The sequence below is a fragment of the Bradyrhizobium sp. genome (assembly GCF_049581145.1).
Classification (GTDB): domain Bacteria; phylum Pseudomonadota; class Alphaproteobacteria; order Rhizobiales; family Xanthobacteraceae; genus Bradyrhizobium.
The window spans coordinates 1-14,068 of sequence record NZ_JBAURI010000748.1; the positions used below are offsets into that span (position 1 = coordinate 1).

Sequence of the window (14,068 nt, forward strand, 5' to 3'; positions counted from 1 at the left end):
GTCCTGCATTGCCACTGATTGTCCTCCGGATAGGACACTGCGGCGCGATCATGCCGTCTTCTGCCGTCTTTGTCGCGCGCCTATTCTTCTCTTCAGCGACAAGGGCCAATCGGAGCCCTCCAATGGAGAAGCACCATGCGAAAGGTTCTCGGCATCTATAGTAGCCCCAGGCCGCACTGGGTAGGCGATGGCTTTCCGGTGCGATCGCTGTTCTCGTACGGCACCCAAGGCCAGCATGTCAGCCCGTTCATTCTCTTGGACTATGCCGGACCGGCAGAGTTTTCTCCTGCGGAGAGGCCGCGCGGCGTGGGCGAACATCCGCATCGCGGGTTCGAGACCGTTACCATCGTCTATCATGGTGAGGTTGAGCACCGGGATTCGACCGGCAAGGGCGGCGTGATCGGGCCGGGAGACGTGCAATGGATGACGGCTGCATCAGGCATCCTGCATCAGGAGTTCCACTCGCTGTCGTTCACGCGAAGGGGTGGGACGCTGGAGATGGTCCAGCTCTGGGTCAACCTCCGCGCCAAGGACAAGAACGCCGCGCCCGGCTACCAGACGCTGCTCGAGCGGGAGATTCCGGCCGTGACCTTGCCGGACGAAGCGGGTGCGCTGCGTGTGATCGCCGGCGAGTACCAGGGCCGCCGCGGACCCGCGCGGACTTTCACGCCGATCAACGTCTGGGATTTGCGGCTGCGCCGAGGAGGCGCAACATCGCTCACGCTGCCGGAGGGCCACACCGTCGGCGTGGTGGTGCTGCGCGGCGCCGTTCTTGTCAACGACAGCGACATCGCCCGAGAGGCGCAGTTCGTTCTGCTCGATCGGACCGGCGGTGAGGTGACGCTGGAAGCCGAAGACGATGCCAAGGTGCTGATCCTTGGCGGCGAGCCGATCGACGAGCCGGTCGTGATGCATGGCCCATTCGTCATGAACACTGCCGACGAGATCAGGCAGGCGATGGTCGATTTTCAGAGCGGACGGTTCGGTGCGATCAACGCTGAGCCATGAGCCTCGTAAATGCGAAAATGCGGCGAAGAAAGAGCCACGAACCACAGCAGTCGTGGATGAGTCCCGCACTGCACGTTACCGAACCCGCAACGCGCCACGCGCTGTCGCGCATCTCATCGAGCACGCTCTCGCCGAGTTGATCGAACGAAGCGCCTAGTTCTCAGGATCAACGCCATGCTTAACGTCGATCAAATCGAGCGTTCGAAAGATAAGTCCGAGCAGTCGCAGCCCGAGGCGGTTCGGCGCAGCGAATCGCCGGTTGATAGTGTGCCTGGATTGCCTTTGGGCCGGCGCGCGCCACCGTCAATTGCCCCGATTACCGTCAAGCGGCCGGATGCGACCGTAGCCGCCACCGACCAACGGTCCTCCTCGCACCGCAGCCGTCGAATCCGTTGGATGATGTTCGCGCTGCTGCCGATCATTCTCGTTGCGGGCGCTTACTGGTACGTGACCGGCGGCCAGCTCGTGTCGACCGACGATGCCTATGTTGACGCTGATAAGGTCGGCATCTCAACCGACGTTTCCGGCATCGTCGATGACGTCGATGTCCGCGACAACCAACACGTGTCCGCGGGGCAAATTCTCTACCGGCTTGACCCCCGTCAATTCCAGATCGCGCTCGACAACGCGAAGGCTAGTCTTGCACAGACCGCGCTTGCGATCGATGCGATGAAGCAGGACTACAGGCGCATGCTAAGCGACACTGCGGCCGAGCAGGCGCAGCTCGATCTCGACCAGATCAATTTCAATCGCGCAGGCGCGCTGGTGCGTTCTGGCGCGGTGTCACAGGCCATGTTCGATCAGGCAAACTACACGCTGCTCGACAACAAGAGCAAACTTCGGTCGCTGCAGCAGCAGGCGGCCACCCAATTGGCACGGCTTGGCGGCAATCCCGATATCGAGACGACGCGGCATCCGCAATACCTGCAGGCCAAGGCGGTGGTCGACGAAGCCCAGCGCGAGCTCGACCATACGTCGGTGAGGGCGCCGTTCGCCGGGATAGTGACCGATGTACCCTCTATCGCGCCCGGCAAGTATCTGGCCGCCTCGGTCACTGCCTTCAACCTGGTTGCCACTCATCACGCCTGGGTTGAGGCCGATCCCAAGGAAACCCAGATGACTTATGTGCGGTTGGGCCAGCCAGTGCTGGTCACAGTCGATACCTACCCTGATGTCCAATGGCACGGCACAGTCGAAAGCATCAGTCCGGCCGGGGCGCAGGAATTTCAGCTGCTCCCGGCGCAAAACACCAGCGGAAACTGGGTCAAAGTCGTCCAGCGCATACCGCTGCGCGTCCGGATCGACACGAGGGGGACCGACATGCCGCCGCTGCGATCGGGGATGAGCGTCGAGATCGATGTCGACACCGGACACGCACGCGGCCTGCCGCACTTCCTGACCGCGCTGTTTGATCGCCGTGGCAGGGCGTCATGACGCAGGACACCGCCCAAGCTGGAAACCGTCGCGGCACAATCACACTCCTGGTGCTGCTCGCGGCAATGATGCAGACGCTCGATACGACGATCGTCAATGTCGCGTTGCCCTATGTGCAGGGGAGCGTGGCGACAAGCCCGGATCAGATCGATTGGGTGCTGACCGCCTACATCACCGCTGCCGCGATCATGACGCCGCCGACCGGCTTTCTGGTTGCCCGCTTCGGCCTCAAGCGCCTGTTTATCGTGTCGACCGTCGGCTTCACGCTCGCCTCGATGCTCTGTGGCCTGGCTGAGTCACTGACGCAGATCGTGATCTTTCGAATTGTGCAGGGCGCCTTTGGCGCGGCGATGATACCGCTGTCGCAAACGGTCCTGCTTACGATTTATCCGAAAGAGCGCCATGGATTCGCGATGGCGCTGTTCGGCCTTGGCGTTGTGGTCGGTCCCGTCCTCGGCCCCGTGCTCGGCGGCTGGCTCACTCAGGATTACACTTGGCGCTATGTGTTCTATATCAACGGACCACTGGGAATTATCGCCTCTCTTGGCATGATGGTGTTTCTGCCGGAGAGCCCGCGGAGCGGACCGCAGAAATTTGACTGGTTTGGCTTCGGTACCCTCAGCCTGGCCATTGGTGCGCTGCAAGTCCTGCTGGACCGCGGCGAGATCAAGGATTGGTTCGGTTCAAGCGAAATCGTCATCGAAGCGCTTGTGGCCGGCTCGGCCTTCTATCTCTTCCTGGTCCACACCTTTACTGCACAACGGCCCTTCATCCGGCCGGCGCTGTTCCGCGACCGCAATTTTGCAGCCGGCGTGATCTTCAGCATAGTCGCCTTCATCACGCTTTATGCTTCGCTCGCCCTGCAGCCGCCCTATCTGCAGGATCTCATGAACTATCCAGTCCTCACCGCCGGTTTGGTGATGGGACCGCGTGGCGTGGGAACGATGATCGCCACACTGATCGTAGGCCGGTTCGTCGGAAAGGTCGACACACGCTTGCTTCTGGCGGTTGGCCTCGGCCTTTCCGCTTGGGCTTTCTACGTCATGACGGGTTGGACGCCGGACGTTTCAGGCCAAGCCGTTGTCACAGCGGGGTTGGTGCAAGGAGCAGGTTTCGGCGCTCTTTTCGTCCCGATGAGCGCGGTCACACTCTCGACGCTGGCGCCGGAGGATCGCGCGGATGGGGCCAGCATCTTCAGTCTTTCGCGCAGTTTGGGCTCAAGCGTCGGCATTTCCGCCTTCACCGCGCTGCTGACCACCAATACTGAGATCAACCACGCCGACATCTCTGCAAACGTTACCGCAGTCAATCGCGCCTTCGAAGACCCGACCGTCACACAGTTTTTGAGCCCATTTACCGCTGCCGGCCGGGCAGCCCTCGATGCTCTGGTAACGCAGCAGGCGCAGGTCGTGGCTTATATTGACGATTACAAGCTGCTGCTGCTCGCTACGCTTGCCCTATTTCTGCTGCTCCTCATTTTCAAGAAGACGAGCGGATCGGCAGGACATGCAGCTGCGGTCGAGGGCTGACGGCATGAACGCCAGGGTATGCCGTTCATCGCTGTCAGAACGGCGGTGCGCGAGCCGAGCAGCGGAGCGCCCGCGCTTGGCGTGGGCCTGCTGCGCCTTCGGCGCGCAGATCACGTGTGGGCCAGACGCCGTGGGGTCGTTGCTTGCCAGAAGTCCACCGCGCGCGTGGCCATGGTTTTCAGCCCTCCCGCTTCTCGGTCACACGACCGCAAGCATGCAGACCGAGCGCGATCGCGACCAGGGCCGCTCCGAAAGCGCAGACAGCGGCCCAACCAGCGAATTCCCAAGCGAGGCTCGCGCCTGCTGAGCCGACCGCCCCGCCCACAAACATTCCTCCCATGAAGATCGTGTTCAGCCGGTTACGCGCTTCCGGGCGTAGCGCATAAATGACGTGCTGGTTCGAGACCAGCGCGCCTTGCTCGCCGAAGTCCAGCAAGATAACGCCGACGATCAGGCCGGCGATCATGCCCCACGCCTCGAAAACCACCCAGGAGGTGAGCATGATGACGCTGCCAAGTCCGATGACGGCGTGCGGACCTCTGCGGTCTGCGATCTTCCCGGCGATCGGTGCAAACAACACGCCGACCAAGCCGATGAGGCCGAACAGTCCGGCGATGCCGGCGCCGAGGTGGTATCGGACGTCGAGTTGCAGCGCCAGGATCGTCCAGGTGGCGCTGAACGAGCCGAACAGGCAGCCTTGGATGATGGTCGCCCGTCGCAAGGTCGGCTCTTCCCACCACAGCATGGCCAGGGATCTGAGCAGCGAGCCGTAGCCCTGCTGCGTGCTGGGTCGGCTTCCGGGCAACACCGCCGCCAACAACAGGCCCACCGCAACCGTCAGCAGCAGGCCGAGCCAGAACATGGCGCGCCAGCCATAGTAATCGCCAACCGCGCCGGCAAGGGCGCGGCCAGAGAGCATGCCGCAGAGCACGCCGCTCATCACGATTCCGATGGTCGCACCACGGCGACTGGGCGTGGCCAACTCCGCCGCGAAGGGTACGATCTGCTGCGCCACGCTTGACGCCGCTCCGACAAGTGCGGATGCAGCCACGAGCCACCAGGCGTCGGCCGCGAGCGCAGCGGCGGCCAGCGACAGCGTGAGTGTTGCGAATTGAATGAGGATGAGACGCCGCCGGTCGAAGCGATCTCCCAACGGTACCAGCAACAAGAGGCCAGCGGCAAAACCGAGCTGGGTTACCGTGGGCACGAGCCCGATCACTGCGACCTGCCTCGGGAAGGCGCCTTCCATGATGCCGAGCATGGGTTGGTTATAGTAGATGTTGGCAACCGCCACGCCGCACGCGATCGCCATCACCAGTGTCATGCCAAGGCTTATCGACGAGGACGGCAGAGGGCTGGCTACCGGCAGCCTCGACCGGCCGCAAGATGCATCCTTCATGGTCAAGGTCTTCTCCTCGTTTTTCCGGTGCGTGGGCGATCGCTGCGGCGTGATGCCCGCCCCGTTTTGTCTGGCGTAGGAAAGCCCGGGCTTAGCGCTGAGCATCATTGCCATAGAGTCCCGCCTGCCGGCCGCGCTCCTGCACCAATGCAAGCACCGCGTCGATCGTTGGTGTTGCGACCTTGACGAGGTGGCCGATTTCCTGGACGGCGGTCACGAGGGCATCGATCTCGAGTGATCGGCCTCGTTCGAGATCCTGCAGCATCGAAATCTTGTGACCGACGACGGATCCGGCTGCGTTCAGCCGCCGCTCCATCATTTCTTCGGGGATCGCAACGCCGAGCGCTGCCGCGATCGCCTGCGCTTCAGCCATCATGGACTTGCATAGGGCGCGCAGACCAGGCTCGGAGGTTACGCGATCCAGGGTCGCGAGGGTAAGAGCGCTGATCGGGTTGAAGCAGACGTTGCCCCAGAGCTTGAGCCAGATGTTCCAGCGGATTGTATCACGGATCGGCGCGTCGAATCCGGCCGAAACCAGCGCATCGCGCAGCGCCACGATGCGCTCCGAGGTGGAGCCGTCGGGTTCGCCGATCGTGAAACGCTTGAACAGGCGGTGTTGGATAACCCCGGGCGCCACGACCTCGCAAGCGGGATCGACGACGCAGCCGATGGCGCGCTCGGGTCCGATCGCGTTCCACTGCGCGGCGCCGGGATCGACGCTTTCCAGATGATGGCCGTCCAGCGGGCCGCGCTCCTGATAGAAATACCACCAGGGAATGCCGTTCATCGCCGTCAGAACGGCGGTGCGCGGACCGAGCAGTGGAGCGAACGCGCCCGCGCTGGCGTGGGCCTGCTGTGCCTTCAGCGCGCAGATCACGACGTCCTGCGGGCCAAACGCCGCGGGGTCGTCGCTTGCCGGCAAGTCGACCGTGCGGGTCCGGCCCTCCACGATCAGCTTGAGCCCGTGGCTCCGAATCGCGGCCAGATGCGTACCGCGGGCAATTGCACACACTTCATGGCCCGCCAATGCAAGTTCCCCCGCCATGTAGCCGCCGATCGCGCCGGCGCCGAATACGCAGATCTTCATCGCTCGCTCCTCTGTCCTGTCAGCCCACAACCGACAGATAGAGTCTTCCGGTTTTGGTGAGTACCCCGAAATTCGGCGAGACATCTTTCCGGTTTTCGCGATAATGCGCCCATGGACAAGTTCGCGGCGATGCGGGTGTTCGTTAAGATTGCGGATGCGGGGAACCTGTCGGCCGCGGGCCGTCAGTTGGGTCTTTCTCTCACCTCCGTCAGCCGCCAGCTCATGGCACTCGAAGAGGTCCTCGGCACCACGCTTGTCGAGCGGACAACGCGCCATCTCTCGCTGTCCGAGTCCGGCCTGCTTTACTACGAACGGGCGAAGCAGATCTTGCAGGAGGTCGACGAGGCGGAACGCGGCCTCACGGCGCAGAGCGGAGTAGCGTCCGGCCGGCTGCACGTGAGCGCTCCATCGCTGCTTGGTCGGTTGCGCTTGGGGCCGATGCTGCCCGGCTATCTGGCGGAGCAGCCTCAGGTCTCGATCGATCTGCTGTTGGTGGATCGGCCGGTACGTCTTGCCGAGGAAGGCATCGATGTTGCCCTTCGCGTTGGACCGCTGGAAGACTCAGGTCTCATTGTCCGCAAGCTCGACGACATCCAGCTTGTCGTCTGCGGCGCGCCGGATTATCTGCGCCGGCGCGGCGAGCCGGCGACGCCGGACGACCTGGTCGAGCAGGACTGCCTGGCCTTCGGCGATGTACCAGGCGTGGCGGAATGGAGCTTCCAAGACGGCGCAACGCGAAGGTCTTTGCGCATTCCAACCCGGCTTTGCGCCAATGACTTCGACACATTGGTCAGTGCGGCCTTGGCTGGGGCCGGGCTCGTCAGAGTGCCGTCCTGGCAGGTTGCGCATTGTCTCGCTGACGGACGGCTCAGGATTGTGCTCGAGGCCTATCAGCGGCCGCCCGCGCCATTGAGCATCCTGACCCTGCGCAGCCGCCTGCTTCTGCCGAAGGTGCGCGCCTTCGTGGACTTTTTGCAGCAGCACTGGATGCACTCGCGACCGCCTCTCTGAGCCTGTCAGACGGCTGCCACCCGGCTGCCGGCCACAGCTGCGCTTGATCCGTAGCCGGCGTCAAGGTTTGGCGTTATGTCGATGGCCCTGGCAATCGGTATAACGCCTTTGAGGCCTAGCGGGTCTCTGCGATTCCCGGCAATCGGCCGGACCGCGCGTCGCTGGCCCTCCTGGCAACGAAAACAAGTGCGCCCAAGGCCAGCGAGCAGCCAGCAAGAAAATACAGCGCCATTTCGAAGCTGTTCGTCGAATTCCTAATCCAGCCCACAATAAATGGTCCGGCATAGCCGCCAAGATTTCCAATCGAATTGATCAGCGCGATGCCGCCTGCTGCGGCCGTTCCGCTCAAGAAAATCGAGGGAAGTGGCCAAAACGTAGGTCGCGTACCATAGATGCCAACCAGAGCGAGACACATCGCCGGCAGCGACCACAAGGAGCTTCCGGCCGCGCCCGCGGCCGCAAATCCGACACCGGCGGTGACGGAAGCCGCGATCAAGTGCCAACGACGATCCCCGCTTCGATCGCTCGACCAGCCCCAAACCAAGAGCGCGATCATGCCAACCAGGTAGGGTATCGCCGATACGACACCCGTCCTAAAATTGGACAAGCCAAGACTCTTGACGATTTGCGGCAGGAAGAAGGTCGTCCCATAGCCCGCCGTCACCGACAGAAAATAGATCATCGAAAGCGTGGCGACCCGCGAGTCCATCAAAGCCTTGCCCAAGCTGAGCCGACCTTGAGCTTCGCTCCCGGCCCGCTCGTCGTCGAGCTCCTTCTCGAGCCAGTGGCGCTCGTCGGGTTGAAGCCAGTTTGCCGAGGAGGGGCGGTCGATCATTGTCCGAAGCACGACGAACGACAGAATAAGAGCCGGCGGGGCTTCGATCATAAACACCCATTGCCAGCCGTGCAGGCCCAATACGCCATTCATCCCGAGAATAGCGCCCGAGGCGATATTTGAGAGGGCATTCGCAATCGGCCCCGCCAGGAACAGAACCGCTATGACGCGGCCCCGAAATCGATACGGGAACCAATAGGTGAAATAGAGCACAACGCCCGGGAAAAAGCCGGACTCGGCTGCGCCCAGCAGAAAGCGCACCACGATGAAACTTGTCGGCCCCGTCACGAAGGCGCATGCTGCGGAAAGAAGCCCCCAGGTGAACATGATCCGGGCGATCCAGCGGCGGGCCCCGACGCGCTCGAGGATCAGGTTGCTCGGAACCTCGAAGATAAAATAACCGACGAAGAATATGCCGGCCCCCAAGCCGTATGTGAAGGCGTCGAAGCCAAGGTCCTTGTTCATCGTCAAAGCCGCGACGGCAATGTTCGCGCGATCAATGTAAGCGATGCAATAGGCGAGCAAGATCAGTGGCAAAATGCGCCGGGCGATCTTCCTTATCACAGCCGTTTCAAAGGCTTGCGGCGCGTCCATCCCGTTCTCCTGAAACGTCGGTAGTCGCAATTGGGCCTACCTCAGCATCATGCGGGCGATCCAAGTGCGCAAGCCGAAACGACTGAAGCGAGTGGCGGCTCATGTTCACCGAACAGATTGATGTCGTGCCGCTAGTCAGCGTCGAACCCTTCAAGCAGCGCTTTTGCCTCACGAGCGTCGGCAATCTCAAGTCCCTCGAATGCGCCGTATGCCGGAGCAAGGATTTGGTTTGCGTCGGTCTTCCGCCCCTGCTCAACGCGAAGCCGCGCGAGGCTTAGCGCGTTTCTCAACTCCCAGAACAGCGCGCCCTGTTGCTTTGCAAGCTTCAAGGCTTCCGAGAAGCATTGCTCCGCCGACGAGGCGGATTGATGCCGCTTATCTTTCAACATTAATTCACCTCTAATGCGCAAGAGCTCGGGAACGTACCACTGTTCGTGCCTGGCTTCGCAGCGCTCCAAGGTCTCGTCGACCGCGGCAAGCCCCTTTTCGATTTCATTTGCTTCGCCGAGACAGGCCGCAAGTTCGCCCAGCGGAAGGAGGAAGCGCGGCAAGAGCCTCGCGTCGCCTGCGCGATCGACTTCACTGCGCAAGAGAGCGAGGCCGGCGTCGATGTCGCCTCGTTTGGCCATGACGATGCCTTTGAAACAGCCCGCCCAAATCCGCCAAAGCCGTATCGCATGGCGCTCAGTGTGCTCGAACAGTACTTCGCCATAGCGCTCCGCCGCGTCGAGATCGCCGGCCATTAGAGCGATCGGGCACGCGGCCTGCCCCAGCACACTGCAGAACGTTAGGGCGTGACCATTCGCGCGTCCTTCCTCGATGTTGTGCTCGACAAGGCGCAGCGCCTCGTCGGCGAGACCCTGCAGCCACAGGATGCGGGCGCGGAAATAGTGCGTCGAGATCCGCAGATCGAGCGGGAAAAGCTTGGGCTTTTCGACCAGGAGATCGAGAGACGCGTCCACTTGATCGATGTGGCGACGTGCGCCGTGTTGGTCGCCAAGAAAGTGAAGTGACACGGCAAGAAGCCGATCGGCCAGCCTCAAGTCGGTCGGATCGGCGGAGACCTCCGCTGCCTTGCTGAAACGCTGAGCGAACTCGAGTGCCTTAAGAAATTCACCATTGTTGAACTGGTCGATGCACAGCCCCCAGAGGGCACGCAGGCGATAATCCCTGTCGTCAAATCGCTCCGCTAATTCGAGGGTGATCGCGAGTGCCGGGCCCGCATCCCGCGCACGACCTTGGCTATACGTCAGCGACCACCCAAGGGCCGCCGAGAGCTGCATGCGCAAGCGTGTTGGACCCATGGCACCATCGTTCAGCCGCGCGAGCGCCAATTCGGTGCGCTCGCGACATTCGCCGAACAGCGACAAGTGGACCCAGAGCGGCACTGCAGCGGCAGTTAACGCCGCGCCGACCTCCGAGTCCCCGTCCGCGGAGAATGCCCATTCGAGGGCGGCGCGGACGTTGCCGAGGTGTCTTCCATGGCGGCTCTGCCAATTCGCTCGCGGCAAGGAATTGCTCTCTGCGTCGGCCTGAATGAGGGCTTCCCGAAAGTATTCCGCATGCCGGCGTGCGGCTTCCCAGTGCTCTCCCGCGCGGCGCAGTTTTTCGAGGGCGTAGGCGCGCGTCGTGTCCAGCAGACGATAGTGATCGTTCCCGGCCTGAAAGTCGGCAGCGAGGAGCGACTTGACGACCAAGCCTGCCAGGCTATCCGCAACCGTGACAGCGTCGAGATTTCCCATCACAGCGGCAGCGGCATCGAGAGAAAAATCGCCGTTGAACACCGCAAGGTGGCGCAACGCCCGCGCCTCCGTCTCGGACAGCAGTTCATAACTCCAATCGAGGGTCGCGAGCAGGGTCTGGTGCCGCGGCACCGCCGTTCGGAGGCCGCGGGTCAGCAGGCTGAAGCGATCGTGCAGGCGCGCGGCAACCTGTTGTAATCCAAGAGTTGCGATACGCGCCGCCGCGAATTCGATGGCCAAGGGGATGCCATCGAGCTGACGCGAAATCGCAGCGACCAGCTGAAGGTCTTCCCCGCGCGGCGAGAAGTCGGCGTTCAATGCCTTCGTCCTGGCAATCAGAAGCTGCACTGCGCTACGTCCGAGGACATCGTGATCGCCATCTTCGCCCCGTCCCGGAACATCGAGCGGGGGAACGCGATAGACATACTCGCCGTCGATGCGAAGCACCTCGCGGCTCGTCGCCAGAATAGTCGTGTTTGGACAGGATCGTACGAGCGTATCCGCCGACCTGGCGGCCCCTTCAATGAGATGCTCGCAATTATCCAGCACGAGCAGGAGTCTTCTTGCTCCGATTTCCCGCGCGATGGATTCGAAAGAAATCTCGCCACCCTGTTTGAGGCTGAGTGCACTCGCGACCGCAAATGGCACCAGCGCTGGATCAGACAGCGAGGCTAGTTCGACCAGCAAGCCGTCACCTCCGACGGTCGCGAGCAGATTGCGGGCAACCGCCTGCGCGAGTACGGTCTTCCCGATACCGCCGGGCCCGGTCATAGTGACCATTCGATAGGTCGAAAGCAGCTCCAATAATTGACCCTCGGCGGCCTGTCTGCCAATCAGCGCGCCGGATGCCGCCGCAAGATTGCTGACATGGCTTGGAGCGCGTTCCGCAGTCGGCATGCTGGCCGCGGCGAAATCCTCCTGCTGAATGACCCAGTCTCCCAGCAACCGATAGCCACGACCCGCGCTCGTCTTCAATAGACCTCGATCGGGACCCAGCGCCTTGCGTATCGCGGAGATTTGAGCCTGTAGGGTATTTTCTTCAACCGCTGCACCCGGCCATACACGGTTCATCAAATCATACTTGTCGATCAACTCGCCGGCCGACTGGATCAGTGTCTCGAGGATTTCGAACGCCCGGCTGCCAAGGTCAGTCGGAATCCCGTTCAACCGCATTTCGCGGCGCGCAAGATCGATTTCCCACACGCCGAACTTATAGACGGGCCGTTGATCATGGCCTGGCATGGGAGCTCCGTTCGCGCATTTTAAGGCTATTTGGACAGTTTCGCGCAATAAATATGTGTTCGTCGGGCGCCGCTTTTTCAGGATTTTTCAGAACTGCCTCAAGGATGGATGCGTCCGCCGGGGGTAAGGTCAAGTCATCGTGAATGCCTTGGGACAATAAGCAATGGCCGCGGACGGACTGATTACGATCGAAAGCCGCTTTGGACCGGAGGAAACGATGAATCGGTTCGAGGCCGAGGTCAGGGCCAGGGGAATGACAGTCTTTGCCCATATTGATCACGCCGCGGGCGCGGCCGCGGTTGGGCTACCGCTGCGACCGACAGAGCTCCTGATCTTTGGCGATGCAAAGACCGGCACACCGCTGATGCAGTCGACTCAGATGTTGGGCATCGATCTACCACTCAAGGCCTTGGTCTGGCAGGACGCGTCCGGCGCCGCGTGGCTGTCTTACAACGATCCCGCATTTTTTGCGCGCCGCCACGGCCTGGACGGCACGGACACGACAGTCAACGCCATGGCAGCCGCATTGGAGGCGATTGCAAGCAAGGCAACGACGCCACCGTGAGCACAGTGCCGCTCACCGAACCGACGCCGAACTTCGGAGCACGCCGATGACTACGATAACGTCTATGATCCGCGCGAGAGGCGACAGCACTTCCGGTCTGGCGGCGAGGGGTGACAGCGAACAACAGTCCAAGATGGGCTACCAGAGCCTTCCAGCTCCGCCGGCATTCGATCAATCGGTCGAGCTCCGTCTCCATGAGCGTTTCGATCAGCAAACCGTCCATCGACAGTCAAGGAGATTTGTCATGCTAATGGAACAACACTTATTCCGGCCGGAGGGAAGTGCGAGCGACGCGAAGGGCCAAGTGCCATTGCAGACCTCGGCGGAATTCGCGCGCAGCTATAACGCGCAAGCCCACGAGATCGTCGACGCGATCACGGCGGCGGTCACTAATGCAAAGGCCGGGTTGAACTTTCTGCGCGCTGAACCGCCAGATCTGGAAGAAGTCCGGCAGGCGCTCAATAGTATCGCTAGCGACGGAAAGCGAGCAGCCGAAATCATCGTTCGACTTCGAGCGCTTATGAACAACGTCGCCTATAGCGGATGTGGCTCCTGATTACGCACGTTTCGAATGAAGTGGGATGGGGGATCGGCACCGATCAAGGCAAACCATCCTGAGGCCAGCGGAGGATATGAACGGTAAATTCGCAATTCGTGTATGGCATCAGTAAATGCGGCTCTTGATTTCGTCGCTGGAGCATCCGCAGATCTCCGCCGCCTCCGCATAGGAAAAACCACCAGCTTCTATCAACATGGCTGCCATATGATCGAGGTGGGGCGCGCGTGAGGAAGCCAAACACGCCGACAGCGTTCAGGCCCATCAATACGCCGATCATCGTGACGAGGATCAGGCGCAGAAGCGGGGGCGCCGAGTGCCAATGCTCGGTCAGCCACGCCGCTGCGACGAGCTTCCCGGCTTCCAGTGCAGCGCCCATGGTAATTATGGGCCAGAACGCGCCGGCAAAGATTGCGGTGAGGCCATCAATGGAGAAGGCCGCTGATAAGCAAGCGAGCGCCAGCGCCGTAACGAACGCAGCGAGGTTGACCGGCGTCATGGAACGCCCCGCTACCGTAGTCTCAGGTATGGCTGTGACACTGACAGCCTTGGTAACAGTCGGTGTAACAGGCGCGGTTACGATGATCGCTTCGGCGTTACGATGGATGTAGCCGGCCTTCTGCCACGCCTTCAGCCGGCGACCGGTCCGCATCCTGTTCCAGCCCCATCGGCGCCCGAGTTCCGCCGCACTTGCGCACACGCGTCCATCAGGTTGGGAGCATAGCCACGACAGCGCCTCCAGGTCATCGAACGGGTGGGTTGGAGTGGTTTCGGTCATGATGAGCTGCTGCTCCTGGAGAATTGGCCGGCAAGGGCGCATGGAGATCCTCGCCCCGCCGGTCCGACAGGCGATGAGGCTGAGCTCAAGCGCGGCCAAAGAAGCCAAACCATATTGCGATCGGGACTAAGGCAACTCGTCTGCGCGATGTGCGAAAGGGTGGCTTGCTGCCCAACTTCCAGTGTGGACCCCCCGCAAAAGTGGCACGCGGTACACTGCAGTTGAATGGCCAAAGCGCAGGCCGCACGCTACAGTTATCTGACAGACAGCCGCGACGCAGTCCAAGTG

Annotated in this window: 10 protein-coding genes and 1 pseudogene; 6 read left to right on the forward strand and 5 right to left on the reverse strand. The window is 61.9% G+C overall.

The features are described from left to right. The first annotated feature begins 135 nt into the window (after positions 1–135). From WCB02_RS24370 to WCB02_RS24380, 3 genes are all read left to right on the forward strand, one after another. On the forward strand, positions 136–1,008 hold the full coding sequence (locus tag WCB02_RS24370; protein WP_423962180.1) for a pirin family protein: 873 nt from the start codon (positions 136–138) through the stop codon (positions 1,006–1,008). A gap of 396 nt (positions 1,009–1,404) precedes the next feature. Beyond that, positions 1,405–2,442 (forward strand): HlyD family secretion protein, encoded by a 1,038-nt coding sequence (locus WCB02_RS24375; RefSeq protein ID WP_423962182.1) that lies wholly within the window; start codon positions 1,405–1,407, stop codon positions 2,440–2,442. Continuing rightward, positions 2,439–3,971, forward strand: a complete 1,533-nt coding sequence (locus WCB02_RS24380; RefSeq protein WP_423962183.1) for a DHA2 family efflux MFS transporter permease subunit — start codon at positions 2,439–2,441, stop codon at positions 3,969–3,971. The genes WCB02_RS24375 and WCB02_RS24380 overlap by 4 nt, the downstream gene beginning before the upstream one ends. Positions 3,972–4,149: 178 nt before the next feature. Here WCB02_RS24380 and WCB02_RS24385 read toward each other — a convergent pair whose 3' ends face one another. Further along, positions 4,150–5,484, reverse strand: coding sequence for an MFS transporter (locus WCB02_RS24385; RefSeq protein WP_423962185.1), 1,335 nt, complete (start codon positions 5,482–5,484; stop codon positions 4,150–4,152). Further along, a complete protein-coding gene (locus tag WCB02_RS24390) occupies positions 5,462–6,457 on the reverse strand; it encodes a 2-dehydropantoate 2-reductase (RefSeq protein WP_423962186.1) in 996 nt (331 codons plus the stop codon). Before WCB02_RS24390 ends, WCB02_RS24385 begins: the two co-directional genes overlap by 23 nt. Positions 6,458–6,568: 111 nt before the next feature. On the opposite strand from WCB02_RS24390, the gene WCB02_RS24395 reads away from it, so the two are divergent. After that, entirely contained in the window at positions 6,569–7,468 is a 900-nt protein-coding gene (locus tag WCB02_RS24395) for a LysR family transcriptional regulator (protein ID WP_423962189.1), read from the forward strand. A 115-nt stretch (positions 7,469–7,583) separates the two neighbouring features. Here the strand turns inward: WCB02_RS24395 and WCB02_RS24400 are convergent, their stop codons facing one another. Together WCB02_RS24400 and WCB02_RS24405 are read right to left on the reverse strand one after the other, a co-directional pair. Further along, the gene (locus tag WCB02_RS24400) at positions 7,584–8,897 is read right to left on the reverse strand and encodes an MFS transporter (RefSeq protein WP_423962191.1); all 1,314 of its coding nucleotides are present in this window, start codon (positions 8,895–8,897) and stop codon (positions 7,584–7,586) included. Between the two features lie 131 nt (positions 8,898–9,028). Beyond that, positions 9,029–11,881: a winged helix-turn-helix domain-containing protein gene (locus WCB02_RS24405; protein ID WP_423962193.1), complete on the reverse strand. Its 2,853-nt coding sequence runs from the start codon at positions 11,879–11,881 to the stop codon at positions 9,029–9,031. A 163-nt stretch (positions 11,882–12,044) separates the two neighbouring features. On the opposite strand from WCB02_RS24405, the gene WCB02_RS24410 reads away from it, so the two are divergent. Beyond that, positions 12,045–12,446, forward strand: coding sequence for a DUF302 domain-containing protein (locus WCB02_RS24410; RefSeq protein WP_423962195.1), 402 nt, complete (start codon positions 12,045–12,047; stop codon positions 12,444–12,446). A 64-nt stretch (positions 12,447–12,510) separates the two neighbouring features. Then, on the forward strand, positions 12,511–13,002 hold the full coding sequence (locus WCB02_RS24415) for a hypothetical protein (RefSeq protein ID WP_423962197.1): 492 nt from the start codon (positions 12,511–12,513) through the stop codon (positions 13,000–13,002). Positions 13,003–13,116: 114 nt separating this feature from the next. On the opposite strand, the pseudogene WCB02_RS24420 reads toward WCB02_RS24415, so the two are convergent. Continuing rightward, a pseudogene (locus tag WCB02_RS24420) lies at positions 13,117–13,206 on the reverse strand (sigma factor-like helix-turn-helix DNA-binding protein); the annotation flags it as partial. Positions 13,207–14,068: the final 862 nt, after the last annotated feature.

Excerpts from the sequence above, each read along its gene's own strand:
- WCB02_RS24370 (WP_423962180.1), top strand. The coding sequence starts at position 136 with ATGCGAAAGGTTCTCGGCATCTATAGTAGCCCCAGGCCGCACTGGGTA.
- WCB02_RS24375 (WP_423962182.1), top strand. The coding sequence starts at position 1,405 with ATGATGTTCGCGCTGCTGCCGATCATTCTCGTTGCGGGCGCTTACTGG.
- WCB02_RS24380 (WP_423962183.1), top strand. The coding sequence starts at position 2,439 with ATGACGCAGGACACCGCCCAAGCTGGAAACCGTCGCGGCACAATCACA.
- WCB02_RS24385 (WP_423962185.1), bottom strand. The coding sequence starts at position 5,484 with ATGGCAATGATGCTCAGCGCTAAGCCCGGGCTTTCCTACGCCAGACAA.
- WCB02_RS24390 (WP_423962186.1), bottom strand. The coding sequence starts at position 6,457 with ATGAAGATCTGCGTATTCGGCGCCGGCGCGATCGGCGGCTACATGGCG.
- WCB02_RS24395 (WP_423962189.1), top strand. The coding sequence starts at position 6,569 with ATGGACAAGTTCGCGGCGATGCGGGTGTTCGTTAAGATTGCGGATGCG.
- WCB02_RS24400 (WP_423962191.1), bottom strand. The coding sequence starts at position 8,897 with ATGGACGCGCCGCAAGCCTTTGAAACGGCTGTGATAAGGAAGATCGCC.
- WCB02_RS24405 (WP_423962193.1), bottom strand. The coding sequence starts at position 11,881 with ATGCCAGGCCATGATCAACGGCCCGTCTATAAGTTCGGCGTGTGGGAA.
- WCB02_RS24410 (WP_423962195.1), top strand. The coding sequence starts at position 12,045 with ATGGCCGCGGACGGACTGATTACGATCGAAAGCCGCTTTGGACCGGAG.
- WCB02_RS24415 (WP_423962197.1), top strand. The coding sequence starts at position 12,511 with ATGATCCGCGCGAGAGGCGACAGCACTTCCGGTCTGGCGGCGAGGGGT.